The organism is Candidatus Palauibacter soopunensis (genome assembly GCF_947581735.1).
GTDB lineage: Bacteria > Gemmatimonadota > Gemmatimonadetes > Palauibacterales > Palauibacteraceae > Palauibacter > Palauibacter soopunensis.
Window position 1 is genome coordinate 94,731 of sequence record NZ_CANPVT010000052.1, and the last position, 24,011, is coordinate 118,741.

Annotated in this window: 23 protein-coding genes; 4 read left to right on the forward strand and 19 right to left on the reverse strand. The window is 69.4% G+C overall.

Features of this window, described 5'->3' with window-relative positions; translation table 11 throughout:
* Positions 1 to 182: 182 nt before the first annotated feature.
* The 12 genes from rpsO to murA form a co-directional block, all read right to left on the reverse strand.
* Positions 183 to 446 (reverse strand): 30S ribosomal protein S15, encoded by a 264-nt coding sequence (gene rpsO / locus RN901_RS12790; RefSeq protein ID WP_310758677.1) that lies wholly within the window; start codon positions 444 to 446, stop codon positions 183 to 185.
* A 142-nt stretch (positions 447 to 588) separates the two neighbouring features.
* Entirely contained in the window at positions 589 to 1,710 is a 1,122-nt protein-coding gene (locus RN901_RS12795; protein WP_310758678.1) for a 6-bladed beta-propeller, read from the reverse strand.
* Positions 1,707 to 2,627 carry a bifunctional riboflavin kinase/FAD synthetase gene (locus RN901_RS12800; RefSeq protein ID WP_310758679.1) on the reverse strand — a complete coding sequence of 307 codons (921 nt, stop codon included), beginning with the start codon at positions 2,625 to 2,627 and terminating at the stop codon, positions 1,707 to 1,709. The genes RN901_RS12795 and RN901_RS12800 overlap by 4 nt, the downstream gene beginning before the upstream one ends.
* Entirely contained in the window at positions 2,624 to 3,538 is a 915-nt protein-coding gene (gene truB, locus RN901_RS12805; RefSeq protein ID WP_310758680.1) for a tRNA pseudouridine(55) synthase TruB, read from the reverse strand. The genes RN901_RS12800 and truB overlap by 4 nt, the downstream gene beginning before the upstream one ends.
* Positions 3,528 to 3,884, reverse strand: coding sequence for a 30S ribosome-binding factor RbfA (gene rbfA, locus RN901_RS12810; RefSeq protein WP_310758681.1), 357 nt, complete (start codon positions 3,882 to 3,884; stop codon positions 3,528 to 3,530). Before rbfA ends, truB begins: the two co-directional genes overlap by 11 nt.
* A 28-nt stretch (positions 3,885 to 3,912) precedes the next feature.
* Positions 3,913 to 4,197, reverse strand: a complete 285-nt coding sequence (locus RN901_RS12815) for a DUF503 domain-containing protein (protein ID WP_310758682.1) — start codon at positions 4,195 to 4,197, stop codon at positions 3,913 to 3,915.
* A gap of 16 nt (positions 4,198 to 4,213) precedes the next feature.
* Positions 4,214 to 6,916 carry a translation initiation factor IF-2 gene (gene infB, locus RN901_RS12820; RefSeq protein WP_310758683.1) on the reverse strand — a complete coding sequence of 901 codons (2,703 nt, stop codon included), beginning with the start codon at positions 6,914 to 6,916 and terminating at the stop codon, positions 4,214 to 4,216.
* Complete coding sequence (locus tag RN901_RS12825) at positions 6,913 to 7,200, reverse strand: hypothetical protein (protein WP_310758684.1); 288 nt, start codon at positions 7,198 to 7,200, stop codon at positions 6,913 to 6,915. The genes infB and RN901_RS12825 overlap by 4 nt, the downstream gene beginning before the upstream one ends.
* 92 nt (positions 7,201 to 7,292) lie before the next feature.
* Entirely contained in the window at positions 7,293 to 8,753 is a 1,461-nt protein-coding gene (nusA, locus tag RN901_RS12830) for a transcription termination factor NusA (protein ID WP_310758685.1), read from the reverse strand.
* 9 nt (positions 8,754 to 8,762) lie between these two features.
* A complete protein-coding gene (rimP, locus tag RN901_RS12835) occupies positions 8,763 to 9,254 on the reverse strand; it encodes a ribosome maturation factor RimP (RefSeq protein ID WP_310758686.1) in 492 nt (163 codons plus the stop codon).
* A 185-nt stretch (positions 9,255 to 9,439) separates the two neighbouring features.
* Positions 9,440 to 10,201, reverse strand: coding sequence for a polyphenol oxidase family protein (locus RN901_RS12840; protein WP_310758687.1), 762 nt, complete (start codon positions 10,199 to 10,201; stop codon positions 9,440 to 9,442).
* The gene (gene murA / locus RN901_RS12845; RefSeq protein ID WP_310758803.1) at positions 10,198 to 11,487 is read right to left on the reverse strand and encodes a UDP-N-acetylglucosamine 1-carboxyvinyltransferase; all 1,290 of its coding nucleotides are present in this window, start codon (positions 11,485 to 11,487) and stop codon (positions 10,198 to 10,200) included. The genes RN901_RS12840 and murA overlap by 4 nt, the downstream gene beginning before the upstream one ends.
* 121 nt (positions 11,488 to 11,608) lie before the next feature.
* Here murA and RN901_RS12850 point away from each other — a divergent pair, with 121 nt between their 5' ends.
* Positions 11,609 to 12,076, forward strand: a complete 468-nt coding sequence (locus RN901_RS12850) for a hypothetical protein (RefSeq protein ID WP_310758688.1) — start codon at positions 11,609 to 11,611, stop codon at positions 12,074 to 12,076.
* Positions 12,077 to 12,093: 17 nt separating this feature from the next.
* On the opposite strand, the gene RN901_RS12855 is transcribed toward RN901_RS12850, so the two are convergent.
* The 4 genes from RN901_RS12855 to RN901_RS12870 are packed head-to-tail and all read right to left on the reverse strand — an operon-like array spanning position 12,094 to position 17,605.
* On the reverse strand, positions 12,094 to 14,454 hold the full coding sequence (locus RN901_RS12855; RefSeq protein ID WP_310758689.1) for a UvrD-helicase domain-containing protein: 2,361 nt from the start codon (positions 14,452 to 14,454) through the stop codon (positions 12,094 to 12,096).
* Positions 14,451 to 15,680: a HAMP domain-containing sensor histidine kinase gene (locus RN901_RS12860; protein ID WP_310758690.1), complete on the reverse strand. Its 1,230-nt coding sequence runs from the start codon at positions 15,678 to 15,680 to the stop codon at positions 14,451 to 14,453. Before RN901_RS12860 ends, RN901_RS12855 begins: the two co-directional genes overlap by 4 nt.
* Complete coding sequence (gene serS, locus RN901_RS12865; RefSeq protein ID WP_310758691.1) at positions 15,677 to 16,999, reverse strand: serine--tRNA ligase; 1,323 nt, start codon at positions 16,997 to 16,999, stop codon at positions 15,677 to 15,679. Before serS ends, RN901_RS12860 begins: the two co-directional genes overlap by 4 nt.
* A gap of 33 nt (positions 17,000 to 17,032) precedes the next feature.
* The gene (locus tag RN901_RS12870; RefSeq protein WP_310758692.1) at positions 17,033 to 17,605 is read right to left on the reverse strand and encodes a hypothetical protein; all 573 of its coding nucleotides are present in this window, start codon (positions 17,603 to 17,605) and stop codon (positions 17,033 to 17,035) included.
* Between the two features lie 193 nt (positions 17,606 to 17,798).
* Between RN901_RS12870 and RN901_RS12875 the strand changes: the two genes are divergently transcribed.
* Genes RN901_RS12875 through RN901_RS12885 form a run of 3 tightly spaced genes read left to right on the forward strand, consistent with a single transcriptional unit; the run spans position 17,799 to position 20,865 of the window.
* On the forward strand, positions 17,799 to 18,845 hold the full coding sequence (locus RN901_RS12875; RefSeq protein ID WP_310758693.1) for a sugar phosphate nucleotidyltransferase: 1,047 nt from the start codon (positions 17,799 to 17,801) through the stop codon (positions 18,843 to 18,845).
* The gene (locus RN901_RS12880) at positions 18,842 to 20,038 is read left to right on the forward strand and encodes a putative sugar nucleotidyl transferase (RefSeq protein WP_310758694.1); all 1,197 of its coding nucleotides are present in this window, start codon (positions 18,842 to 18,844) and stop codon (positions 20,036 to 20,038) included. The genes RN901_RS12875 and RN901_RS12880 overlap by 4 nt, the downstream gene beginning before the upstream one ends.
* Positions 20,035 to 20,865, forward strand: coding sequence for an MBL fold metallo-hydrolase (locus tag RN901_RS12885; protein ID WP_310758695.1), 831 nt, complete (start codon positions 20,035 to 20,037; stop codon positions 20,863 to 20,865). The genes RN901_RS12880 and RN901_RS12885 overlap by 4 nt, the downstream gene beginning before the upstream one ends.
* A 28-nt stretch (positions 20,866 to 20,893) precedes the next feature.
* Here the strand turns inward: RN901_RS12885 and rseP are convergent, their stop codons facing one another.
* Genes rseP through RN901_RS12900 form a run of 3 tightly spaced genes read right to left on the reverse strand, consistent with a single transcriptional unit; the run spans position 20,894 to position 24,011 of the window.
* Positions 20,894 to 21,997 carry an RIP metalloprotease RseP gene (rseP, locus tag RN901_RS12890; protein ID WP_310758696.1) on the reverse strand — a complete coding sequence of 368 codons (1,104 nt, stop codon included), beginning with the start codon at positions 21,995 to 21,997 and terminating at the stop codon, positions 20,894 to 20,896.
* Positions 21,994 to 23,160 (reverse strand): 1-deoxy-D-xylulose-5-phosphate reductoisomerase, encoded by a 1,167-nt coding sequence (dxr, locus tag RN901_RS12895; RefSeq protein WP_310758697.1) that lies wholly within the window; start codon positions 23,158 to 23,160, stop codon positions 21,994 to 21,996. The genes rseP and dxr overlap by 4 nt, the downstream gene beginning before the upstream one ends.
* The gene (locus tag RN901_RS12900; RefSeq protein WP_310758698.1) at positions 23,157 to 24,011 is read right to left on the reverse strand and encodes a phosphatidate cytidylyltransferase; all 855 of its coding nucleotides are present in this window, start codon (positions 24,009 to 24,011) and stop codon (positions 23,157 to 23,159) included. The genes dxr and RN901_RS12900 overlap by 4 nt, the downstream gene beginning before the upstream one ends.

The following is a 24,011-nucleotide window of genomic DNA, read 5'->3' on the forward strand; positions in this document are numbered from 1 at the left end:
GCGCGCCGCGCCGGCCTCTCACCGGGCCGGACGCTCATGGTTTCTTTTCAGCCTTGCATCAGCTTCTTCGATTCAGCACCCCGGTTGGGGCGATCCGGCGTGGTACGAGGGAAGGAAAGCGGTGGCCCGACCATGCGGGCCGGCGGAAGCGGAGGCGGAAGTCTGCGGAACGGAGCGGCGCCTCAATGGCGTAGCCCGAGCTCCTCAATGACCGTTCGGTAGCGGTCGAGATCCGTCCGGCGGAGGTAGTTCAACAGTCGACGGCGACGGCCAACCATCTTCAGTAGTCCGCGACGGCTGTGATGATCCTTGGGATGGTCCCGGAAATGCCCGGTCAACTCCTCGATGCGAGCCGTGAGCAGTGCGATCTGCACCGGAGCCGACCCCTGATCGTTCTCGCGACGCGAGAACTCCTCTATGATTTCCTGCTTCTTTGTCTTTTCCACGTCTCTCTGTTATCCCTCGATCCGCCGCCCCGCTTCAGCCCGCGGAGCGATCGGCAAGATGGCGAAGCCCCGCCGTGCCGCTTCACATACAGTCCATAAAACTAGAATCGGCACGCGTCTCTGTAAAGGTACGCTCCGGCACTCACATGCCGGGCGTGTTCGCCGCCGGGCAGTCCGGACCGGCGAGGGCGGGCTCGAAGACCACGGCGCGGGCGATTCCGCCGTCCTCGCGAACGCCGAACAGGTGGGCGTCATCCCCGGTCCCCCGCAGCGCCTCATCGCGGCGGGTCCGCGCGATGAGTACCCCGCTGGCAGGATCGATCACATCCAGGATGGTGTCGAGGAGACGGTCGAGCTCAAGCGGCGATGGCGTTGCACCGGCCGCGGTCTCCCATTCCTCGTCGGCGACCCAGGTGCCCGCCCACAACAGATCCTGGTCGACACGAAGACTGATGACGATGGAGGGTGCCGGTGCCGAGATGGGCGCGCCCGGCTGTGGCGGCCCGGGGTCAAACCACTCCGGGTCCCCGGCCAGGCGCGTCATCGGCTCGCTCCCCCCTTCCGGATCCCACGCCTCGAACCCGTATTCCCCCGCCCGGGTCGTCCACACCCTGCCCTGCTCGTCCAGGGCGATGGGGGCGCGGAAGAAGTTCACGACCCACGAGGCGACGGGCACGATACCGAGGCTCGCAAGCGTGACTCCGTCGCGGCCGACCACTTCCGTCGTCGCACTCAGCCGATCGTCGATCTGGCCGAACCCCGAGACGGCATGGCGTTCCCCGGCGGCGAGGGTCACGAAATCGAGCCCGTGGAGACTTCGGATCTCCGTCGTTTCAAGCAGTCCCGCATCCGGGGACACATGCGTGATGCGGCGGTTCACGAGGTCGAGGATCCGCAGGCTGCCATCGGATCCGGGACGCATGCGCCCCGGGACGCGATACTCGCCGGGCCCGTCGCCGTTCCGTCCAAGGGTTTCCAGGAACGCGCCGTCCGAATCGAATACGAGCAGCTCTCCGCGGTTCTCCACGCTCGCCACCACGTAGCGACCCGCCGCCGTTCGGGTGATCTCCGGACGGCTTCCGATCGTTCCGGCGTCGCCGGGGTCGCCGAGACGAACGACTTCCCGGAGTTGAACCACGCATTCGCCCGCTTCGTCCGCAATCGCCAGGATCGACTGGGCGTGGGAAGGTGCCGGGATGCCCGCGCAGACCGCCAGCACGACCCGCCAGGCGTGCCCCGTTCGTACCGTGCATCCGCCGTTCACGCCCGCACCTTCCTGAAATAGTCGCGACCGTCCGCCAGATCGCGGCGCATCTGCGCGGCGAGATCGTCTCCCGACTCGAAGCCCCGCACCTCGCGCAGCCGGTGGAGGACATCCACGATCACGCGCTCGCCGTAGATGTCACGTTCGAAATCGATAAGGAAGAGTTCGATGGCCGGCGGAGAGCCCGCAAAGGTCGGCCGCGGGCCGAGGTGCAGCAGTCCATCGACCTCGTCGGCGCCGAGCGTGGCGCGCACGGCGTAGATGCCCTCGGCCGGAAGGAGTTTGTCGGAAGCGGGATGCGTGAGGTTGGCGGTCGGAAAACCGAGCGTCCGGCCGCGCCCCAGTCCCCGGATCACGGTCCCGCGGAACGAATACGGGCGGCCGAGGCCGGCGGCGGCGCCCTCCATGTCGCCCGCCGACACGGCCCGCCGAACCCGGGTGGATGAGACGTGCGATCCGTCCGCTTCGACGCCTTCGACGACGGAGACTTCGAACCCGTGGATTCCGCCCAGCCGTTCGAGCACGGAGATGTCTCCCGCACGTCCGCGCCCGAACCCGTGGTCATACCCGATCACGACCTCCGCCGGACGGAAGCGCGGGACGACGATGTCCTCCACGAATTTGTCGGGAGAGTAACGTGAGAATTCGAGCGTGAAGGAGACGAACGCAACGTAGTCCAGGCCAAGTTGGGCGAGGATTTCCTTCTTCTCGTCCGGCAGCGTGAGGAGTGGGGGAGCGACTTCGGGACGCACGATATTGAGGGGATGCGGGTCGAAGGTGAGGAGCACGGCCCGGCCGTTCCGCGCCCGCGCCCGGCGCCGAACATCGCGCAGGATCGCCTGGTGTCCGAGGTGGACCCCGTCGAAGGTCCCCACCGTGACGACGGTGCCCTGAACGTGCGGGGGGAGCCCGCTCACGCGGCGAACACCTTCTTCGGATGGAGGCGGCCATCGCGCTCCTCGGCGATAGCGAAGAGGTCGTCGCAGGCGTACAGCGCGACGGGGTTCCCCGTGCCCTCCCGCGAATCAGGCGCGTTCCCGCACGGCGGCAGCACGTCTCCGCGCTCGATCGACCTTCCGTACCGGATCTCGTTCCGCTCTCCATCGTTCAGTTCGCGCCGCCACACCCACGGGAGCGCAGCCATCCCGGGACGCCAGGCCGTGGACGCCGCAGCCACCGCTTCCGCCGCCTCGTCGGGAGAGGTCGCCTCGTCGACCCCGAAGGGGCCGATCGCCGTGCGGCGCAGCGCCGTCAGGTGCGCCCCGGGGCCGAGATCCCGCCCGATATCACGGGCCAGCGCACGTACGTACGTACCGGTGGAGACGCGCGCGCGGAAGCGAACTCGAGGGAGATCGATGTCCGTGACCGCGATCTCGTGGATGGTCACCTCGCGTGCCTCCAGGTCGGGACGCTCTCCCCGGCGGGCCAGCGCGTGGGCGCGCTCGCCGCCGGCGCGGCGCGCCGAGTAGACGGAGGGCACCTGTCGTCCGACGCCCTCGCGAGCCGCCAGCGACGCCCGGATCGCCTCCGCGTCCAGCTCCCGCCAGCCGGCGTCTTCCGATACGGTCTTCCCCGTGAGATCGTCCGTGTCCGTCTCCCGTCCGAGCGCCATCGTCGCATCGTAGGACTTCGGGAGTCCGTGGTAGAGATCGGCGAGTCGCGTGAACGACCCGACGAGCGACAGCAGGAGCCCCGTCGCGAACGGGTCGAGCGTCCCCGTGTGGCCGATCCGGCGCACGCCGAGCTTCCGACGGATCCGAAGGATGATGTCGTGCGACGTCCCTCCAGCCGGCTTGTCGACCAGGAGCAGGCCGGCTTCAGTCGCCACGCCGTCCCTCGTCCTCGCGAGCCTGGCGCAGCAGTTCCTCGATCCGGCTCGCGTGCTCGGGCGTTTCGTCGGGCAGGAAGCGGAATTCGGGGATCTTGCGCAGCCGGAGCGACCGGCCGAGTTCCCGTCGTATGAATCCCGCCGCGTGTTCCAGACCCTCGATGCCCGCGGACACATCCTCGTCCGAGCGGATGTAGACGGTGGCGAAGGAGAGGTCCCTGGTCGCCCGCACGTCGGTCACGGTCACGCCATCGAGACGCGGGTCCTTGAGCGACCCCAGAAGGAGGCGCGTGAGTTCGCGCCGGAACAGTTCGCCCAGCCGTTCGCTCCGGTGGCGATGGGTCACGCGCTCCCCCGCACCGGACAGCCGGCCTTCACAGGAACTCGGTCTCCGACTCGACGACATGCGCCCTCGGGTCGGACCTGAGGAAACGGTCGACGCGTCCGAGAACGGATTCGGCTTGCCGGCGTTCGCCCGATACGACGCAGGCCGTGATCTCGGCCATCGAGGCCCGGTCGCGCAGACCGGTCTCGGCGGCGGAAATCCGGAACTTCACAATCGTGCGCTCACGCAGACCGCGGATCACCGAACGCTTCGCCTTGAGCGACCGGCAGCCCGGGAGGTGAAACACCCAGCGGCCCACCCCGATGACGGCCATGATGCCCCGCGGAAGATCAGCCCGCCGGTGCTCCGGAGAGGGTGCGCGCGACCTCCACCACCTCGTAGCACTCAATCACATCGCCGACCTTGATATCGTTGTAGTTCTCGATGGAGATGCCGCACTCGTACCCATCTCTCACCTGGCGCACATCCTCCTTGAACCGCCTCAGGCTGTCGATCCGGCCCTGGTAGATCTGGATCTGGTCGCGCAGGAGGCGGATCGGGAGGTTGCGCCGCATGGTGCCGGTCTGGACGTAGCAGCCCGCGATCGTCCCGGCCTTCGGGACGCGGAAGAGCTCGCGGATCTCGGCCATGCCGACCGTGACCTCACGCTGCTCGGGCGCGAGCAGGCCTTCGAGCGCGAGACGGATCTCCTCGACCGCTTCGTAGATCACGTTGTAGATCCGGATCTCGATCGACTCGCGTTCCGCGGCGGCCGCCGCCCCGGCGTCGGGTCGGACGTGGAAGCCGACGATGATCGCCTCCGAGGTCGAGGCCAGAAGAATATCGGACTCGTTGATGCCGCCCACGGCCCGGTGGATGACCTCGACCGAGACCTCGTCGGTCGACAGCCGCTCCAGGCTGTCGGAGAGCGCCTGGACCGAGCCGTCCGTATCGCCCTTGATGACGACGTTCAGACGCGCGCCCTCGCCTGCCTTGACCGCGGCGAAGACATCTTCGAGCCGCGTTCCGGTCGCCCTGCGGCGGATATCCTTCTCCCGCTCCAGTTGCTGGCGCCGTGAGACGATCTCGCGGACCCTTGCGGCGGAGAGGGCGACGAGGGAATCGCCCGCCTGCGGTACGCCCTCGATCCCGAGCACCCGCACCGGAATCCCCGGACCGGCGCTCGTGACCTTTCGACCGCGCTCATCGAGGAGCGCGCGGACCCGCCCGCCGTGGAGTCCGCATACGAAGTCGGCGCCGATCTCCAGCGTTCCGCGCTCCACGAGCACGGTCGCGACCGGACCCATGCCGCGGTCGAGCTGCGCCTCGACGACCGTACCGCGGGCTTCTCTTTCCGGGTTCGCCTTCAACTCGAGAATCTCCGCCTGGAGAAGGACCTTCTCGAGAAGGTCGTCCAGCCCTTCGCCCGTCTTCGCCGAAACGTCCGCGCCGAGGATTTCGCCGCCGAAGTCCTCGAGGACGACCTCGCGGGCGAGAAGTTCCCTCTTGACCCGATTCACGTCCGCCGAGGGGAGGTCGACCTTGTTCACCGCGACGACGATCGGCACCGACGCGTTCCGGGCGTGGCTGATCGCTTCGATCGTCTGAGGCATCACGGAGTCGTCGGCAGCCACGACGAGGATCACGATGTCCGTGACTTCCGCGCCGCGCGCCCGCATCGCCGTGAACGCCTCGTGGCCGGGCGTGTCGAGGAAGGTGATCGTCCGACCCTCCGATAGAACCACGTGATAGGCGCCGATGTGCTGCGTGATGCCTCCCGCCTCTCCGGCGATCACGTTCGTGCTCCGGATTCGGTCGAGCAGCGAGGTCTTTCCATGGTCGACGTGGCCCATCACGGTCACGATGGGCGGCCGGGGCACCAACTGGCTCTCGTCCTCGGGCAGGTCTTCGTCGTCGCTCGCGAGATCCGCCTCGAACCCCTCCTCCCGGATCGCCGTGAATCCGGCCTCTTCGCAGATGAGTTCGATCTGACCGAAGTCGAGCCGCTGATTGATTGTCACCATGAGGCCGAGGTTCTTGAACGCCGAGGTGATGATGGCCTGGGGCGGGACCTCGATCAGATCGGCGAGTTCAGACACGGTGAGGAACTCGTTGACCCGAACCGTCGCCTTCTCCGTTCGCTGTTCGAGTTCGCGCTGCTCGCGCTCCGCTTCGCGCTGCTGTTGCTGCGTTTCGCGACGCCGCTTTCGCGGCGAGGACTGTCCCATCGCGGCCAGCGTCTTGCGGAAATTCTGCTGGACGGCATTTCGATCCACGCGCCGCCGCTTCTTCCCGTCTCCGCCACGAGACTTCTTGCGACCGTCGACCGTGTAGCCTTCGGCGGAGATTCGCACCTTGCCGCCGGGACCCGCCGAGGCCCTGGGGCCCGAGGGCGCGGGCGACGTCGCCGGCGACGGCATGTCCCGGCGGACCGGCTTCGGTCGACGCGCCGGTCGAGTGGGAGCGGGCGGCACCTCCGCCTCCGCTTCCGCGGGCTCCGCCTCGGGTTCGGCGATCTCCGGCTCCGTCGGCGCGCTGACTTCGACATCCGCTTCCGGCTCGGCAGGTCCGGCCGCTTCGGGCGCCGGGACCTCGGGCGCCTCGGCGGGCTCCGGAGCGACTTCGGCCTCAGGCTCGAATTCGGCCTCCGCCTGCGGGGCCTCGATCCCGACTTCCGGCTCGGGCTCAGGTTCGACCTCGATCCCGGCTTCGACCGGAGATTCGACTTCGGGCAGCTCGGCGGCGGCAACGTCCTCTTCCGCAGTCTCGGGGGCCGGCTCGACACCCTCTTCGACCTCGACTTCCGGCGTCGCGGTCGTGAGAGACGCAGGAGCGGCCCTCCGCCGGCGACGGCGTCGCCGCACGGGGGCCGCGGTACCGGTGACCGCCTCACCGCGACGCTCGCGTTCGAGCCGCGCATGCAGACGCGCCACGCTCGCCGAGTCCACGCTCGACATGTGGCTCCGCACGGGTACATCCATCTCCCGCAGCAACTGGATGAGGTGACTCGTGTCGAGTCTCAGTTCCTCTGCGACCTCGAAGACACGCTTCATTGTCCAGGCACCTGCCCTTCCGGATCGCCGTGCGACCCGGAGCTGTCGTCACGCCGCGAGGGCGCGCGCTCCCCTTCGAGAATCCGCTGCGCCAGCGCCGAATCCGTGACGCCGACCACGGCTATGTCGTTTCGTCCAAGCGCCCGTCCGAGCGCCCTGCGACTCGCCACCGTGACACGCGCCGCCCGCCGCGCCTGTGGCGTCAGGCGGCCCAGCGCATGCCGCGATGCGTCGCCCGCGACCACGAGCAGGGCGAGCCTTCCCCTGCGGGCCGCGATGTCCACGGCCCGGGTTCCGAGGGCGACACGGCCCGCGCGCGTTGCGATCCCGAGCAGGCTCAGCGTACCTCCCGGCCGTTCCCGCGCTCCGCCGCGCTTCAGGCGGTCCCCTCGCCCGAGGCCGCCGTGCTCATCGCATCGGCCGCATCCGCCGATGCCGGCTCCGGGGCCACCAGCTCCGGGGCCTCAGCCTCCGCGACCTCAGCCTCCGCGACCTCGGTCTCCGTGGACGCCTCGGCCGCCGCTTTCCCGGCAGCGCCCTCCGCCTGGGCCTCGTCCACGACGGTCAGTTCATCGATGAGCGCTTCCAACGTATCCGCCTCGTCGGGTCCGATGCCCGGAACCTGAAGGAAATCGCTCCGATCCATGTCGAGGAGTCCGTAAAAGCTGCCGACCCCGGCCGCCTCGAGCGCCGCAAGCGTCGCCGGGGCGATTCCCTCGAGTTCCGAGAGGGGGAAGTCGGACATCTCGTATTCCTCATCGCCTCCGAACAGGCCGGCCTCTCCGCCGCGCTCCATCCAGTCGCGGCTGGAATACAGGTCGATCTGCCATCCGATAAGTTGTGACGCCAACCGCACGTTCTGCCCGTTTCGCCCGATCGCCAGCGACAACTGGTCCTCGTCCACGATCGCCGTAATGACGTGCCGCTCCTGATCCGAGATCACCTTGGCGACCCGGGCCGGAGCCAGGGCTCGGCGGGCGAAGATCTCGGGGTCCGGGTGCCACGGGACGATGTCGATGCGTTCCCCGCTCAACTCCGACACGACTGCCTGGACGCGCGACCCCTTGAGACCGACGCAGGCGCCGACCGGGTCCACGGACTCATCGCGCGATGCGACAGCCACCTTCGTGCGCCCGCCCGCCTCTCGGACGATCTCCTTGATGTCAACGATATTCTGGTAGATCTCCGGCACCTCGAGGGCGAACAATGAAGCGACGAACTGGGGATCCGCCCGCGACAGGATGAGTCGCGGACCGCGCGGCGTTTCCTCCAGCAGCTTCAGCACGGCACGGATCGGCTCGCCCTGGCGGAAACGCTCCCGCGGATTCTGCTCCCGCCACGGGATGATCGCTTCCGCTTCTCGGGACCGGTTCAGCATGACGACGAGTTTTCCGCGCTCGCTCGCCTGCACTTCGCCGGACACGAGGTCTCCCACCCGATCGTTGAATTCCATGCGGATCCGGTCGCGTTCTCCCTCGCGGATGCGCTGGATGATCCTCTGCTTGGCGGCCATGACCGCGCTGCGCCCGAAATCCCTGAAGTCGACGGGAATCTCCATGAGGTCGCCGACCTGGAAATCGGGGTCATCCCAGCGAGCCTGCTCGAGCGTCACTTCCCGAGCCGCGTCCTCGACTTCTTCGACGACTTCCTTGAGGACGACGATCGAGATGTCGCCTCCATCGGTGACGTCGATTTCCGCTTCGACCGGACCGCCGAAACGACGGGCGAGCGCCGCATGGATCCCCTCGCGGATGAGATCATGCAACTCCAGCTCCGTCAGCGACTTGTTCGCCGCCATCATGCGGAACGCTTCGACGATCGGGATCTGATCGCTCATCGCCTCTCTCTATCTCCCACCCACGCCTCCGGCCGCGTCCCAGTCGTAGACCAGGCGGGCGGAGGCCACGAGCTCCAGCGGGATCTCCACACGATCCCCTTCGATTTCCAGCGCGAACGTCCCGGGAAGTCCGTCCACCATCCCGAGCAGCGTCCCTTCCAGTTTTCGGCCTCGATCGGCGAGGGGACCGAAACCCCGCACGCGAATCCGGGACCCGGCGAAGCGGTCGTAGTCCGCGGCCTTGATCAGCGGCCGGTCCACTCCCGGCGACGACACTTCGAGCACCCAGTCCTCGACTGCCCCATCTTCAAGCGCGCCACGCAGTTCCCGGGTCACCGCGACGCAATCGTCGACGGTGACGCCCGACCGCGCGGACGACGGACCCGGCCGATCGATCCGGAGCCTGAGCAACGGCCGACGACGGCCTCCGCCCCGCTCCATCTGCACGACCTCGAAGCCGAGGGCTTCGACCGCGCGTTCGATGTCCGCCGAGTCCAGCATCGCCGACCCTTTCGGCGAATCCGGTTCGCCCTACTGCAAAAAAAAGTGGGGCCCGTACAGCTTCCCCACTTCGAGTAACGCCATCGTCCGCCGGCCCGCGCGGACGTATGTGGACATGCGACCCGGAACATACGGCGGGGTCCGACCCGCTGCAACAGGCCGTACCGCTCGCTGACGCCGCCGGCTCAGTCGCTCCGCAGCCCGAGGAAAGCGGCCATCCGTCCCGCCGTCCCGCCGCTCGCGCGGTGCGAATGAAAGTCGCCGGGGCCGCATGACGTGCAGAAGCGGGAGGTCGAGAGGGCGTCGGGTCCGACTCCGGCCGTCGCGGCCTGGGCGGCGAGGATTCCCCTCAGATCGAGCCGCGCGCGCGTGCCGCCGAGGCCGAAAGCGGACAGCACAGGCGTGTCGACCTCGTAACAGCGCCCACAGATCGCGGGCCCCAGGTGGACGCGGAGATCCCCGACGGCGTTTGGGATGCGGCGGTCGGGACCGCGAACGAGCCGGGAGATCGCGCGCGGAAGGATGCCCGCCGCCGCCCCGCGCCACCCCGCGTGGATCAGCCCGACGCGCCCGCGTGCGCGCGACCACAGATAGACGGGCACGCAATCGGCGGCCGTCGCGGCAAGGAGCCAGCCGGGCCCGTCGACGAGCTGGCCGTCCACGCGACCCGCCCGGTCGACGGTGCAGACCCCCGAATCGGGGACCGGATCGGCTGTGATCTCCCGGAGATCCGTACCGTGAACCTGAGTCGGCACCGATACCCGGCGGAAGCCGAGTTCCCGGGCAAGATCCGAGTAGACCGCGGCCACGCGCTCCGGTGAGGTCTCCGCGACCGCCAGGTCTCCGCGCTCCGCCGTCGTGATCCCGCACACGACGTTCGGGTCGAGCGATTCCCACTGCGACAACCGCAGCAAGCCATCCTTCGAAGTCTCCACGACCTCGGTCATGCGCCTTCCGGCCCCACGCGTTCGATGCGGGCGCCGAGCGACGCGAGACGTTCGTGGATGCGCTCGTAGCCACGCTCGATCTGCCCGATGTTGTGCACGCGACTCGTGCCTTCCGCCGCCAGCGCCGCGATGAGGAGCGCCATGCCGGCCCGGATGTCGGGGCTCTCGAGCGTGGCCCCGCGCAGCGGCGAAGGACCCACGACGACGGCCCGGTGCGGATCGCAGAGGACGATGCGGGCGCCCATGGCGATCACCTTGTCGACGAAGAACATCCGCGACTCGAACATTTTCTCGTGGACGAGGACGGTACCGCGGCATTGGGTCGCGGCCACCAGCGCGATGCTGATCAGATCCGCGGGGAAGGCCGGCCATGGCCCGTCGTCGATCTTCGGAATCTGGCCGCCGAGGTCGGGCTGGATCTCGAGTTCTCCCTCGCCGTGCACGAGGAGGTGGTCGTCGCGCCACGCGAATTCGAGGCCGAGGCGCCGGAATCCGACGCGTAGCGGATCGAAGTGGGCCGGGTCCACCCCGGCGATCCCCAGCGTCGAGCCGGTCGCCGCCGCCAGGCCGATCACGCTTCCGATCTCAATGTGATCCGGCCCGATCCGATAGGTCCCGCCTCCCAGGTTCTCCACGCCTTCGATGACGAGCCGCGAGGTCCCGACGCCGTCGATGCGGGCGCCGAGCGCGACGAGAAAGCGGCACAGATCCTGCACGTGGGGTTCCGTGGCGGCGTTGCGAAGTTCCGTCGTGCCCATCGCCGTCGCCGCCGCAAGCACGGCGTTCTCCGTCCCGGTCACGGAAGGCTCATCCAGAAACACGGAAGCGCCGCGGAGACGGGGAGCGCGCAGGAAGTAGCGGTCTCCGACATCGACGGTCGCGCCGAGCGCCCTCAGTGCAAGCATGTGGGTGTCCAGGCGGCGGCGCCCGATGAAGTCCCCCCCGGGATGCGGGAGCTGGCAGGTCCCCAGCCGGGCGAGCATGGGACCCGCGAGCAGTACCGAGCCGCGGATACGGCCAGCCAGATCCGCATCGGGGATCGCCTGCGGATTCACGCCGGCGGCGTCGAGTTCGAGAACGCCCGGCGCCGTCCAGCCGCCCTCGACGCCGAGACTGCGGAGGAGGTTGAGCAGCGTCTCCACGTCGGTGATGCGCGGAACATTCTCGATTCGCACCGGCTCGCGGGTGAGGAGCGTGGCGGCGAGAATCGGGAGGGCGGCGTTCTTGTTGCCGACCGGTGCGAATACGCCGCTCAGCTCGTTTCCACCCTCGATCCGATAGTACATCACGCCTCCTCCCGCCCGTTCCCGCATCCGGCCTTGCAGTCCGCGCCAAAGTAGCCGGCGGACGGAGGGGGGCCTATACTCTCTTTCGTAGTCCTTCCGACCGTCGTCCGAAGGAGCCGCAGTGACCACATACGAGATCGCGGTCGTCGCCGGCATGGCGGTTTGGCTCGTCGTCGCGCTGGCGATTCTCATCGTCCTCCTGCGCACGATCCGCCTGTTGCGCGAAACCCGGCAGCCGCTGGGACAGATCTCGGGCACGGTCACCGACCTGAGCGACCGCCTCAAGCCGGTGCTGCACAACGTCGAACAGGCGAGCGACCAGGCTCGACGCATCGCGACGCGGCTCCGGGACGACGCTGACGGCGTGGGAGAGGCGCTGAAGAGCGCGAGCGAATCCACCGGCCGCATGGTCGATCTGGTCGAGGAGCGTGTGGTGGAGGTCGCGGCGCTGCTCGCGGTCGTCCAGGAGGAGGCCGAGGAAACGTTCGTCACGACGGCCTCTCTGCTGCGCGGACTTCGCCGCGGGAAGGACAACGTCTCGACGGCGAAGCGGGTGGTTCGGGCGCTGGGGGACCGCGGGGCGGAGTGACCGCGGGGCACGGACTGCTAGGCTGGGCGTAACCCGGCGAACGCGACGACGACTTTCTTCCGGCCGACCTCCTCGAACGCGATGTCGGCCTTCGCCTCCCTCCCGAAACCGTACACCTGCAGCACCTCGCCGACCCCGAAGCGTGGATGTATCACACGTACACCCGGGGCGAGCGCGAGCGGCACCTGTGAGTCGTCGTAGTCATACTCGAGTTCGCCGGGAGGTCCCGACGAGCCATCCCGGCCGGACCCGCCGCCGCGGCCCGATCCACGCCCCACGCTCTTCTGCCAGGCGAAGGAGCGGTCGGGCTCCACCGCGCCTGCCCCTCCGGCCGCATCCCCGGCCCGTGACCACGCACCCGGCTCCCTTCCTCCCCGCGGACGGCCGCCCATCCCGCGGCCGTCCCGCGCGCGACGCCGCCTCCAATGCGGCGCGGCAAGCCGCGGTAACACGTGTTCCTCCGGGAGTTCATCGATGAAGCTCGAGGGGGCCGAGCGGCTCGCCATCCCCGCCCGCCAGCGGTGGTCCGCGTACGTCAGACTCAACCGGTCCATCGCGCGCGTGACGCCCACGTAGAACAGCCGCCGCTCCTCTTCTAAACCGCCCGGCGCCTCCATCGCCCTCGACAGGGGAAAGAGGCCCTCCTCGAGCCCGGCCAGAAAGACCACGGGAAACTCGAGCCCCTTCGCGTTGTGCAGCGTGATCATCGTCACGGCCTCGCCGTCGAAGTCCGCCTCATCGAGGTCGGACCGCAGCGAAACGGACTGCAGGAACAGCTCGAGATCCGTGGCCTCGTCGACGGCGTCCTCCACATCGTCGCGCTCGAACGCCTCCGCCACGGCGAACAGTTCGCTCACGTTCTCGAGGCGGTCTGCGCCGTCCTCCTCCTCCGCCAGCGCCGTAGCCAGGCCGAAGGTGGCGACGCATGCCTCGAGCGCTTCCCGGGCGCTGCAGGCGGGGAGCGAAGCCCGCACGTCGGCGAGTCCGTCGGCGAACCGCTTCAGGCCGCGTGCCGCCATCTTCGGAAGGCCGTCCTCGTGCCGCGCCCGGGCCGCGACCAGGGCGAGGGGCTCCAGGGTCTCGCCCGCGTTACCGCCGGCGCGGGCGAGCTCTTCCAGGCGCTCCAGACTCTTCGCGCCGACCCCGCGCCGAGGCCACCCCACGGCCCGCAGGAACGCGGCGTCGTCCGCCGGATTCACGAGAAGGCGCAGGTAGGCGATGACGTCCTTCACCTCGCGACGTTCGTAGAACGGAACGCCTCCCACGATCCGGTACGGAATGCCGGCTCGCCGGAACGCCTCCTCGAATGCCCGCGACTGGGCGTTGGTCCGGTACAGCACCGCAAACTCGTTCAGACCGCGCGTGCCGCGGCCGGCCTCGATCTGCGACGAGACCCACGCGGCCTCGGCCCGCTCGTCATCGCAGCGGACGACCTCGATCGGATCGCCGGCCTCCCGCTCCGTGTGCAGCCGCTTCGGTTTCCTCGCGAGGTTTCGGGAGATGACGGCGTTCGCGACCTCGAGGATCGATCCCGTCGAGCGATAGTTGCGCTCCAGCCGCACGACATGCGCGCCGCGGAAGTCGGCCTCGAAGTCGAGGATGTTCCGGATGTCCGCGCCGCGCCATCCGTACACCGCCTGATCGTCATCCCCCACGACGCACAGGTTGCCGTGTTTGGAGGCCAGCGCCTTCACCATCCGGTACTGCGCGTGGTTCGTGTCCTGGTATTCGTCCACGAGCACGTAGGCGAAGCGAGCGGCGTAGCGATCCCGCACGCCGTCCACGGTCTCGAGCAGGCGCACCGTCTCGAAGAGGAGGTCGTCGAAATCGTAGGCGTTGCGCCGCGCGAGTTCGCGCTGGTACGCCGGATAGACCTTCGCCACGACCTCCGAAAGCAGGTCGAAGGCCTCGGACTCGTACTCGGCGGGTCCCATGAGCGCGTTCTTCGCGCTGGAGATCCGGCCGCGCAGGGCTCGGGGCGCCCAACGCCTGGGGTCGTAGCCCACCGACTCCATCACGTCCCTCAGCATTCGATTGGAGTCATCCTCGTCATATATCGTGAAGGCACGCGTGCGGGACGTGTGCGGGGCCTCGATGCGAAGGATGCGCGCGGCGACCGAGTGGAACGTGCCGATCCACAGGCCCCGCGTGGAACGGCCGATGAACCCCTCGATCCGTTCCCGCATCTCCCCGGCGGCCTTGTTCGTGAAGGTGACGGCGAGAAGGCGTGTCGGCTCCAGCCCCTCCCCGATGAGCCGGGCGGCCCGCGCCGTGAGCACGCGCGTCTTCCCGGAGCCCGCGCCGGCGAGGACCAGCAGCGGCCCTTCGCCGTGTTCGACCGCGTCCCGCTGCTCCGGGTTGAGGCGGAGTCCCCTCACGTCCCCCGTTTCCCGGGCCGGTAACGCGGGAGTTCGATCCGGAAGCTTGCACCCCGGCCGGTGTCCTCGAGGCGGATGGAGCCATCGTGCATGTCTTCGATGATGCGCCGCACGAGGGACAGGCCGACGCCCCAGCCATGCTTCTTCGTCGTGACGCCGATGTTGAAGATCTTGTCCCGGAGCGCGGGGGGGATCCCCGGTCCGGTATCGAGCACCCGGAACACGGAGCGCTTGCCGTTCGGGCCGAGGTGGGAAATCACGATCCGGCCGCCATCCGGGGCCAGCGCGTCGATCGCGTTCTTGATGAGATTCTCGAACGCCCACTCCAGGAGCGTCGCGTTGCCGAGCACTTCCGGCGACTCGGGTTCCATCTCCACCGCGATCTCGATCTTGCCGGTGCGGGAGAGCGTGGGGAGGCGGGCTTCGAAGTACTGCCGGAGCTGGATCGCCGTGGCGCGCATGGACATGGGCTCGAGCTTCGGCTTGTGGCCGATGAGCTCGAAGCGGCGCGACACCTTCTGCAGGCGCGTCACGTCCGCCGCCATCTCGTCGATGAGGTCCGGCTGCCCCACCTCCGACTCACGCGGGCGCGGCCGGGCCTCGAGCACCTCCAGCCAGCCGACGAGCGAACTGAGCGGCGTCCCCATCTGATGCGCCGATTCCCTGGCCATGGCGGACCAGATACGCTCACGCTCGCCCCGGAAGGAGAGGAAGAGGAGCCAGCCGCCGCTGCCGAGGATGGCGAGAAGCGACGCCGCCTGCAGCCACGGGATCAGGCGGAGGCGGCTCGTGAACTCGGGATCGCCGAAGTGGATCTGCAGGCCGGGCGCCTCGAAGGGCGGCCGCAGGGCGTCGAGTTCGGCCACGAATTCACGCAGCGCCTGGTCGTCCGGTTCGCTGGTCGGGCCGAGCGGGAAGTCGTCGGGCAGGTGCGCGGAGCTGCTCGGGTTGCCCAGCGTGTCGGTGATCACGATCGGGATCTGCAGCCGCCGGACCTGGGCGATCACCTGCTGCGAAGCCTGGTTCCAGAGTTCGTTCTGTTCCTCGACCGTCAGGTTGCCCGCCGCGGCCGCGGTGCTGATCGCCGTCAACTGCCCCAGGACCGCGGCGTCGAGCCGTCGTTCCTCCGCCTGCTGACGCGAGAAGATCGCGGACCAGACGAGGACGCCCGTGGACAGCACCGCGAGCAGAAGCGCGCCGCCGCGCCGGTTCCAGAGCCGGATCACCGGCAGAACTCGAGCCGCTCGAACCCGAGATAGGGGTGGAGAATCTCCGGCAGCAGGATCCCCTCGCCCTCGCGGAAGCCGGTCTCGAGCAACACCACGATGAGCCGGGCGAGGGCGAGCGCCGAACCGTTCAGCGTATGCACGTGAGCCGGACGCCCCCCGCTCTCGGGCCGGAAACGGATATCGGAGCGCCGCGCCTGGAAGTCCCCGTACGATGAACAACTGGAGACCTCGAGCCAGGCCTCGACGCCGGGGGCCCAGATCTCCAGGTCGTACGTGATCGCGTTCGCGAATCCGAGGTCTCCCAGCGGAAGCAGGACCCGGCGGTACGGGACTTCGAGAAGCTCCAGCACCCGCTCCGCATGGCGGGTCAGAAGCTCCAGTTGCGCCTCCGACTCCTCGGGCCGGCAGATGCGGACGATTTCCACCTTGTCGAACTGGTGAACCCGCAGGAGCCCCCGCGTATCGCGACCCGCGGCGCCGGCTTCCCGCCGGAAGCAGGGCGTGTGCGCCACGTACGCGAGCGGCAGGTCGTCCGCGGACAGGATCTCTCCCCGGTGCAGATTCGTCAGAGGCACCTCGGCCGTGGGCACGAGGAAGAGGTCGTCGGGATCCGTCCGGTAGGCGTCATCCTCGAACTTGGGGACGTGCCCGGTCCCCATCATCGAGTCCCGCGACGCGACGAGGGGAGGCAGGATCTCCAGGTATCCGTGCTCGCGTACGTGGAGGTCCAGCATGAACTGAACGAGCGCGCGGCTCAGGCGGGCGCCACCCCCGACGAGGAGCGGAAAGCCCGAGCCCGCGATCTTCGCTCCGCGCTCGATATCCAGCGACGGCGTCCGTCCTCCGGGCAGCGCGGAACCGCCGGGATCCGTATAGCCGTGCGTCGCCCCGAGGACCCAGTGCGGCGGCACCTCGCCTTTCCGCGGCGCGCCCCATTCCGCCACCGTCGGCCCTTCCCCTTCCTCGCCGGGTGGCACGCGGGGGTCCGGAATGTTCGGAATCTGCAGGAGGTGGTCGCGCAGCTCCGCCTCGGTGCGCGCGAGGTCCGCGTCGAGGGCCTTGATCCGGACGGCCACGCGGCGCATCGCATCGATCTCCGCCGTTGCGTCCTCACCCCTGCCCTTCGCGGCGCCGATCGCCTTCGACGCCGTGTTCCGCTCGGCCTTGAGGACTTCCACCTCCCGGATCAGGCGGCGGCGGACTTCATCCGCCCGCAACGTCTCCTCCACGAGTCCCGCCGCGTGCTCGTCGCCGCGTTTCCGCATGGCGTCGCGGACGAGGTCGGGATCGTCGCGGAGGGTTTTGAGGTCAAGCATGTCGATGCGGGGCGGAATCGGACGGACGGGGCGTCACAGCGAACCGTGCGTCCCCGGCTCGAGAACGACATCTCCGCAGTTCGGGTTCACCAGGTGGCGGAACGTGATCGTTCGCTCTTCGGCATCGATGGAGAGAACCTGAAGCTTCGCATAGCGGCTGCAGGCGAGAAAATTATTCGGGTCGACGCGACTGCGGGCGATGAGCACGTCTCCCGGCTGCACCTGGAGGGGCACGTTCAGGGTGTACCCACCCTCCGGGGCCTCGAGCACGGCATCGAAGCGTTCGTCGCTGATCTGCAGACCGGCGTCCGTTACGCTGTCCGCGACCGCCGAGAAGGGGACGAGCTCCGGCGCCCCGTCCCGGATCTGAAAGAGGAAATCCCAGTTCAGCGTCTGGTCCACGCGGGCCGGAACCGCGAGTACGATGTCGAAGGCCGGAGGATCTTCGAGGCGACCCGTTACGTAGTCATACAGCGTGACCTCCGTCGGCGTGAGCGGAACATCGCCGAGGAAGGCATCGAACGGATCGTCGCAGGCCGTCGCGGCGAGCGCGAGGACCAGCGCTCCGAGCCGTGCGGGCCGGCGGATTCGGTGTCTGGGGAGCATGGCGCGAAAACTGTCGCCCGGGGGAGACTCGGGCAAGAAAAATCGCCGGGATGAGGCGGGATCGGCCGGCCGCATCGGCAACGTGGCGCGGCACCCGCGGCGTCCGTAGCTTGGCCGCGTCGCGGCCGGCCCGCGGCGGGAAGATCCCGCGCACGCGAAGGGCGGTTCGGAGGACGGGAGGGAGGCTCTGTCGGTGCACCTCGAGGCGTACTGCGCGGTCCTCGCGGGCGGGATCGGCCGCCGGTTCTGGCCCGCCTCGACCCCGGCCCGTCCCAAGCAACTCCTGCCTCTCGCGGGCCCCGACCCGCTCATCGACGACACGCTCGCCCGTGCCGTCGCGCTGGTGGGCGCCCCGCGGGTCCGGGTCGTCGCGGCCGCACGCCTGGCGGAACTCATGCGCCCGAGCCTGGACGCGGCGGGCGTCGATGCGCTCATCGAACCCGAGGCGCGAGGGACAGGACCGGCCCTCGTCTGGGCGGCCTCCGAGATCGAGCGGGCTCAGCCGGGAGCCCTGATGATCTCCATGCACGCGGACCACCGAATCGAGCCCGCGGGGGCGCTCAGGGAGACGCTGCAGCCAGCGCTCCAGGCGGCCCGGGAAGGATACCTCTGCTGCGTCGGCGTGCGACCGGACCGCGCCGAGACCGGATTCGGATACCTGGAGACCGGGCGAGAGACCGCGTCCGGCGCACTGGAAGTGCGGCGCTTCGTGGAGAAGCCGGAGCCCGCCGCGGCCCGGGAGTACCTGAAGTCGGGACGCTTCCTGTGGAACTCCGGCATCTTCGTGTGGCGGGCGGCCGATCTGCTCGAGGCCGCCCGACGCTTCGCCCGCGAACTCGCGGGAGCGTGGCCCGCCCTGGATCGCGGCGACGCGGAGGGGTTCTTCGCGCGGGCCCGGCCGGTCGCGATCGATGTCTGCGTGATGGAGCGAGCCGAACGCGTGGCCGCCGTCGAAGCCCGGTTCGCCTGGGACGATGTCGGGGTGTGGAGCGCGCTCCTGCGCTCGCGGGAGCTGGACGAGGCCGGGAACGCCTCGGTCGGCTCCACCCGTCTCCTTGACGCGGCGGACAACGTCGTGTGGACGGAGTCCCGCCGGGCCACGGTCATCGGGGTTTCGGGCCTCGTCATCGTGGAGGCGAACGGCGAACTCCTGGTGATGCCGCGCGAAGAGGCGACGGAACTCGACGCTCGTCTGGGAAAGATCGACACGGACCCCTCCTCCTCCGAACCGCCGCGTTGACGACGCTGGTCATGTTCGACGACGAGCGGGCGGACGGATGGGCTCCCTTCGCGCTCACCCGGCCGTGCGGAGAACTCGTCTTCGGCCGCTGGACGTTGCGCGAGCGGCTGGAGCGGGTCGCGCGAACGCGCGTGGCCGGTCACGTGACGCGCCGCTGGCTGCGCCGATACGCGGAGCCCGGAGCGCCGCGCTGCCTGGACGCGGACAGGCTGTCCACGCCCTGTACCGTCTGGAACGCCCGCGCCGTGCCTTCGCTCGGAGTGGCGTGGAACGACACGCCTGCCAACCTCTGGGTCGCCGACCGGCTGGCGGGCGTCCACCTGGGCATCGATACGGAGCTACCGCGAGCGGACTGGTTCGCCGCTCCCCGCCCCCGGCCCGGGCTGCCGGATCGCGACGTACCCGGCACCTGGCTTCGAGACCCGTGGGACCTCGTGTCCGCCGGGCCCGACCAGCTGGCCGCCGACCTGGCGGACGTCCCCGGCACGGAGGCGCCGGAACTGCCGAGCGGCTGCTGGCGCCTCGGCGACGCCCCGGTCCGACTCGGCGACGGGGCGCGCGTGGAGCCCGGCGTGCTGTTCGATGCGCGCGAGGGCCCGATCGAACTCGGTCCCGGCGTCCAGGTCCGCGCCGGCACGCGCCTCGGCGGGCCGCTCTACGCGGGACCCGGCTCGCAGCTCCTCGGCGGCCACATCTCGCGCTTTTCGGGAGGCCCCCACTCCCGTGTGCGGGGCGAAGTCGACCGCGTTACGATGCTGGGTTATTCGAACAAGGCGCACGACGGGTTCCTCGGACATGCGTACCTCGGCTGCTGGGTGAACCTGGGCGCGGCCACGGTGAACAGCGACCTCAAGTACACCTACGGCTCGATCCGGGTTGGGCCGCCGGGTGCGCGGCGCGACACCGGACTCCTGAAGTTCGGCTGCCTGCTCGGCGATCACGTGAAGACCGGCGTCGGCACTCGACTCGAGACCGGCACGGTCGTCGGCGCCGGCTCGAGCCTGTTCGGAGCGGAGCCGCCGCTTCGGTGGGTAGAACCCTTTTCGTGGGGAGGAGGCCCGAGCCCGGAACTGAACCGTCGCGACGATTTCCTTTCCACCGCCTCCCGGGTCGTCGAGCGCCGGGGACTCGAAGCAACCCCGGGGCTCCGCGACTGGCTGGGCGATATCTGGGATGAGGCCCGCGCCTCATGAGCTTCACCGTCGCGTCGCTGGGCTCCGGGAGCCGCGGCAACGCCTTCCTCGTCGAGGGCGGCCGCGGCCGCGTGCTTGTCGACGCGGGGTTCTCCGGGGTCCAACTGGCCCGCCGACTCGCCGAACTCGGCGTGGAGCCGGAAGCCGTCGACCTCGTCGTCGTCACGCATGAACACCGGGACCACGCCGCGGGCGCCGGCATCGGAGCCCGCCGCTGGGGCTGGCGCCTCGCGATGAACCCGCCTACCCGCCGCGCCTGCGCTCCCCTCCTGCGCGGGCAGGAGCGATGCGAGGATCTGCCGCTCACCGGACTCGATATCGGCGACCTCGCGATCGAGGCCGCCCCCACCGCGCACGACGCCGCGAAACCCGTGGCCATCACGGTTCTGCACCGACCCACGGGACTGAGAGTGGGGATAGCGACGGACCTCGGAAGACCAACGACACCCGTCCGCGTGGCGCTCCGGGAGTGCGCTTTTCTCGTCATGGAAGCGAACCACGACGAACACCGTCTCCGCGCCGCCTCCTATCCCTGGCGGGTCAAGCAGCGGATCGGGGGCAGTCGCGGACACCTCTCAAACCGCCACGCGGCCGAGTTCGCGCGCGAACTCGCGCACCCCGGCCTGGGCGGGATTCTGCTCGCCCACCTGAGCCAGGAGTGCAACGACCGGGAACTCGCGCTGGAAAGAGTGGCGGAAGGCCTCGCGCCGGCGGGATACGATGGACTGCTGGACGCCGCCGCGCAGGAGGAACCCAGCCCCCGCTACGACGTGGTCGCGCTCGCGAGGGCCCGTGCCGACGCCGAGCAGCTCTCTCTCCCGATCTGACGTCGGCGCTGCGCGCGCCACCCGCCGCCTATCGCAGAAGCACCCTCAGCACGTCGTTCCCCACGGCCCACACCATGAGGGCGAGGACGAAGACCATCCCCACCGTCGTGAACCGCACGCGCGCCTGGACGCTGAGCGCCCGGCCGCGGATGGCCTCGATCCCGAGGAAGAGCAGGTGTCCCCCGTCGAGGACGGGAATCGGCAGCAGATTGAAGATGGCGAGATTGATGCTGATGATCGCCATGAAACTCAGGAGTTCCCAGAATCCCGCGCGCGCGGCGCGGCCGGAAATCTCGCCGATCAGGATGGGGCCGCCGACCTCTCGCGCCGAACTTCGTCCGGTGACCAGGTCTCCGAGGAACTGAAGGACCGCGCCGCCCCAGTAGGTTGCGTTCGACCACCCGCGCCCCAACGCCTCGATGGGGCCCGCTCGACCTCCGTCGGCGCCGATGGTGATCCCGACGCGCCCGACGGTCCTCGATTCTCCGGTGAGGTCCGAGTATTGCTCGGCGGCCTCGGGCGTCGCGACAAAAGTGAGTTGCTCCTCTCCCCGCTCAACGACGATGTCGACCGGTTCGCCGACCCGGCGCTCGATCCGCATCGTCACCTGGGCGGGGTCGTGCACCGCCGCGCCATCCACACGCAAGATCAAGTCGTCGCTCCGAAGTCCCGCCTCCGCCGCCGGCGACCCCGGCGCGACCTCGCCGATCCGCGGCTCGAACACGCCGCGCCCCATCGCGATCGCGGCGAAGGCGACGACCGCGAACATCCAGTTCATGATGACGCCGGCCGAGATGGCGAGAACGCGGGCCCAGAGCGGCTTCCCGTCGAAATCCCCGGGCCCCGGTCCCGCCCCGCTCCGCGCCATCTCTTCCGGGGTACCGCCGCCCTCCAGGGTCGACGTCACTTCCTCGTCCGCCATCCCCGCCATTCTGACGTAGCCGCCGAGCGGGATCCATGAGAGCACATACTCCGTTCCACCGCGCCGGAACCCCACCATCTTCGGGCCCAGGCCGATCGAAAACCGCGGCACATCGATCCCGACGCTCTTCGCGGCGGCGAAATGTCCCAGCTCGTGCACAAAAATGAGCACGCCCAGGACAATGACGGTTACCAGAATCGTTACGATCACTCAGCGTCTCCCGACTTGGACTCCGCATGTGGGTCGCGGGCGATGGCGCGCGCCCGGGTGTCGACGCGCCGTGCATCCTCCACCGATTCGATGGCGCGGGACGAGAACCGTTCCAGCGTACGAAGCACGACGTCGGCGAGTTCCCTGAAGCCGACGTCCCCGGCCAGGAACCTCTCGACCGCCACCTCGTTGGCCGCGTTGAAGGCCACCGGAAACTCGCCTCCCGCCTTCCCCGCCGCGACCCCCGCGCGAAAGAGGGGGAAGTCCTCTTCCCGCACCGGTTCGAACTCCAGCGGACCATCTCGCACAGGGTCGAAACCCGTCTCCCGACGTGCGTCGTCCAGGCGGTCCGGGTAGCCGAGCGCCCACAGGATCGGAATCTCCATCGAGGGCCGGCCCAGTTGCGCAAGCGAGGAACCGTCCTTGAATTCGACGACGGAATGGACGATCGATGTGGGGTGCACGACGACCTCGATACTCTCGTAGGGGAGGTCGAACAGCGTGTGCGCCTCGATGACCTCGAGCGCCTTGTTCGCCAGCGTGGCGGAGTCGATCGTGATCTTGGCTCCCATCGACCACGTGGGATGACGCAGGGCATCGGCCGGCGTTACGGTGGCGAGTCGTCGCGCCGGCCACTCGCGGAAGGGACCGCCCGAAGCCGTGAGGGTGACGCGCGCGACCTCCGACACCGGACGCCCCGCCAGACACTGGTGGACCGCGGAGTGTTCGCTGTCGACCGGCAGGAGTTCGCCACCGCCGCGGCGCAGCGCACGCATCACGAGGTCTCCACCCGCCACGAGCGACTCCTTGTTCGCGAGTGCCAGCCGCTTCCCCGCTTGAAGCGCCGCCAAGGTCGCGTCGAGCCCGGCAAACCCGACGATCGCGTTGAGAACGATGTCGATTCCCGACGATCCGGCGGCCGCCGCGAGCGCCTCAGCGCCGAACCGCCACTCGCCGGCCCATTGCGGCGCGAAGTCGTCCGGGGGCGGCGTCCCGAGAACGACGAAATCGGGATCCCCATCGAGCGCAAGCGCATCGAGCGCCTCCCAGCGACGGTTCGCCGTCAGGACGGCGGCGTGAAACCGCGCCGGGTGGCGGCGGATCACCTCGAGCGTGCCCGCGCCGACGGACCCCGTGGCGCCGAGGACGGCGACGTGCTTCACGCGAAGAGAAAGAGGAAGAGGAACGCGGCCGGGACCGCCCACAGAATGGAATCGAGCCGGTCCAGCACGCCCCCGTGCCCCGGGAGCAGGCCTGAAGAGTCCTTCACGCCGCACTCGCGCTTGAGGGCGGACTCCGCGAGATCGCCGACGACCGCAAACCCCGTCACGACCAGTCCGAAGGCCAGCGTGAACGCCAGGTCCAGTGACCAGATCTCCGGAAGGAGGAATCTCGGATAGAGGACGGCGGTGGCGAGGCCCGCCAGCAGCGCGCACACGGCCCCCGCCACCGTCTTGTTGGGGCTCACGCGCGGCGCGAGCGGGCGTTTCCCGAGAGCTCGCCCGCCGACGTACGCCGCGGTGTCGGCAAGCCACGTGATGACGACCGGGAACAGGAAGAGAAGCGTGCCGGCCATCCGCCCGGCGTTCGCATCGCCATCGGCCTGCAGCAGGAGTCCGCCTTCGCGCAGGGGGAGGCTCAGCGCGAGCAGCCCCCCGATGTAGAAGACACCGAACGTCGTGCAGGCGGCGGCCCGGATCGGCCGCTCCGAGAGGTCGACCGTCGCGAGCGCGAGCGCGGGGAACGCGAGCATCAGGCCCGCCGCATAGAACCCGCCACCCTCGAGACCGCCCGCGAAGACCACGAACGGGAAGAGAAACGCGGCTACCGCTCCCGGCAGGGCGAGGACCCGCGTCCCGGTATCGCGCATCATCGCCGCGAATTCCCGGTACCCGAGCGCGGCCGCCGCGCCCAGCCCGGTGACGAAGACCGCCCCACCGGCGTAGGTCACCAGCGCGCAGAGGGGGACGCCGACACCCGCGACCGCGAGTCTCTTGCGGAGGTTCGGACTCAT

Coding starts and splice junctions, on each gene's coding strand:
- RN901_RS12815 (WP_310758682.1), bottom strand. CDS start 4,197: ATGGCCGTCATCGGGGTGGGCCGCTGGGTGTTTCACCTCCCGGGCTGC.
- infB (WP_310758683.1), bottom strand. CDS start 6,916: ATGAAGCGTGTCTTCGAGGTCGCAGAGGAACTGAGACTCGACACGAGT.
- nusA (WP_310758685.1), bottom strand. CDS start 8,753: ATGAGCGATCAGATCCCGATCGTCGAAGCGTTCCGCATGATGGCGGCG.
- rimP (WP_310758686.1), bottom strand. CDS start 9,254: ATGCTGGACTCGGCGGACATCGAACGCGCGGTCGAAGCCCTCGGCTTC.
- RN901_RS12840 (WP_310758687.1), bottom strand. CDS start 10,201: ATGACCGAGGTCGTGGAGACTTCGAAGGATGGCTTGCTGCGGTTGTCG.
- murA (WP_310758803.1), bottom strand. CDS start 11,487: ATGTACTATCGGATCGAGGGTGGAAACGAGCTGAGCGGCGTATTCGCA.
- serS (WP_310758691.1), bottom strand. CDS start 16,999: ATGCTTGACCTCAAAACCCTCCGCGACGATCCCGACCTCGTCCGCGAC.
- RN901_RS12870 (WP_310758692.1), bottom strand. CDS start 17,605: ATGCTCCCCAGACACCGAATCCGCCGGCCCGCACGGCTCGGAGCGCTG.
- RN901_RS12885 (WP_310758695.1), top strand. CDS start 20,035: ATGAGCTTCACCGTCGCGTCGCTGGGCTCCGGGAGCCGCGGCAACGCC.
- RN901_RS12900 (WP_310758698.1), bottom strand. CDS start 24,011: ATGAGTCCGAACCTCCGCAAGAGACTCGCGGTCGCGGGTGTCGGCGTC.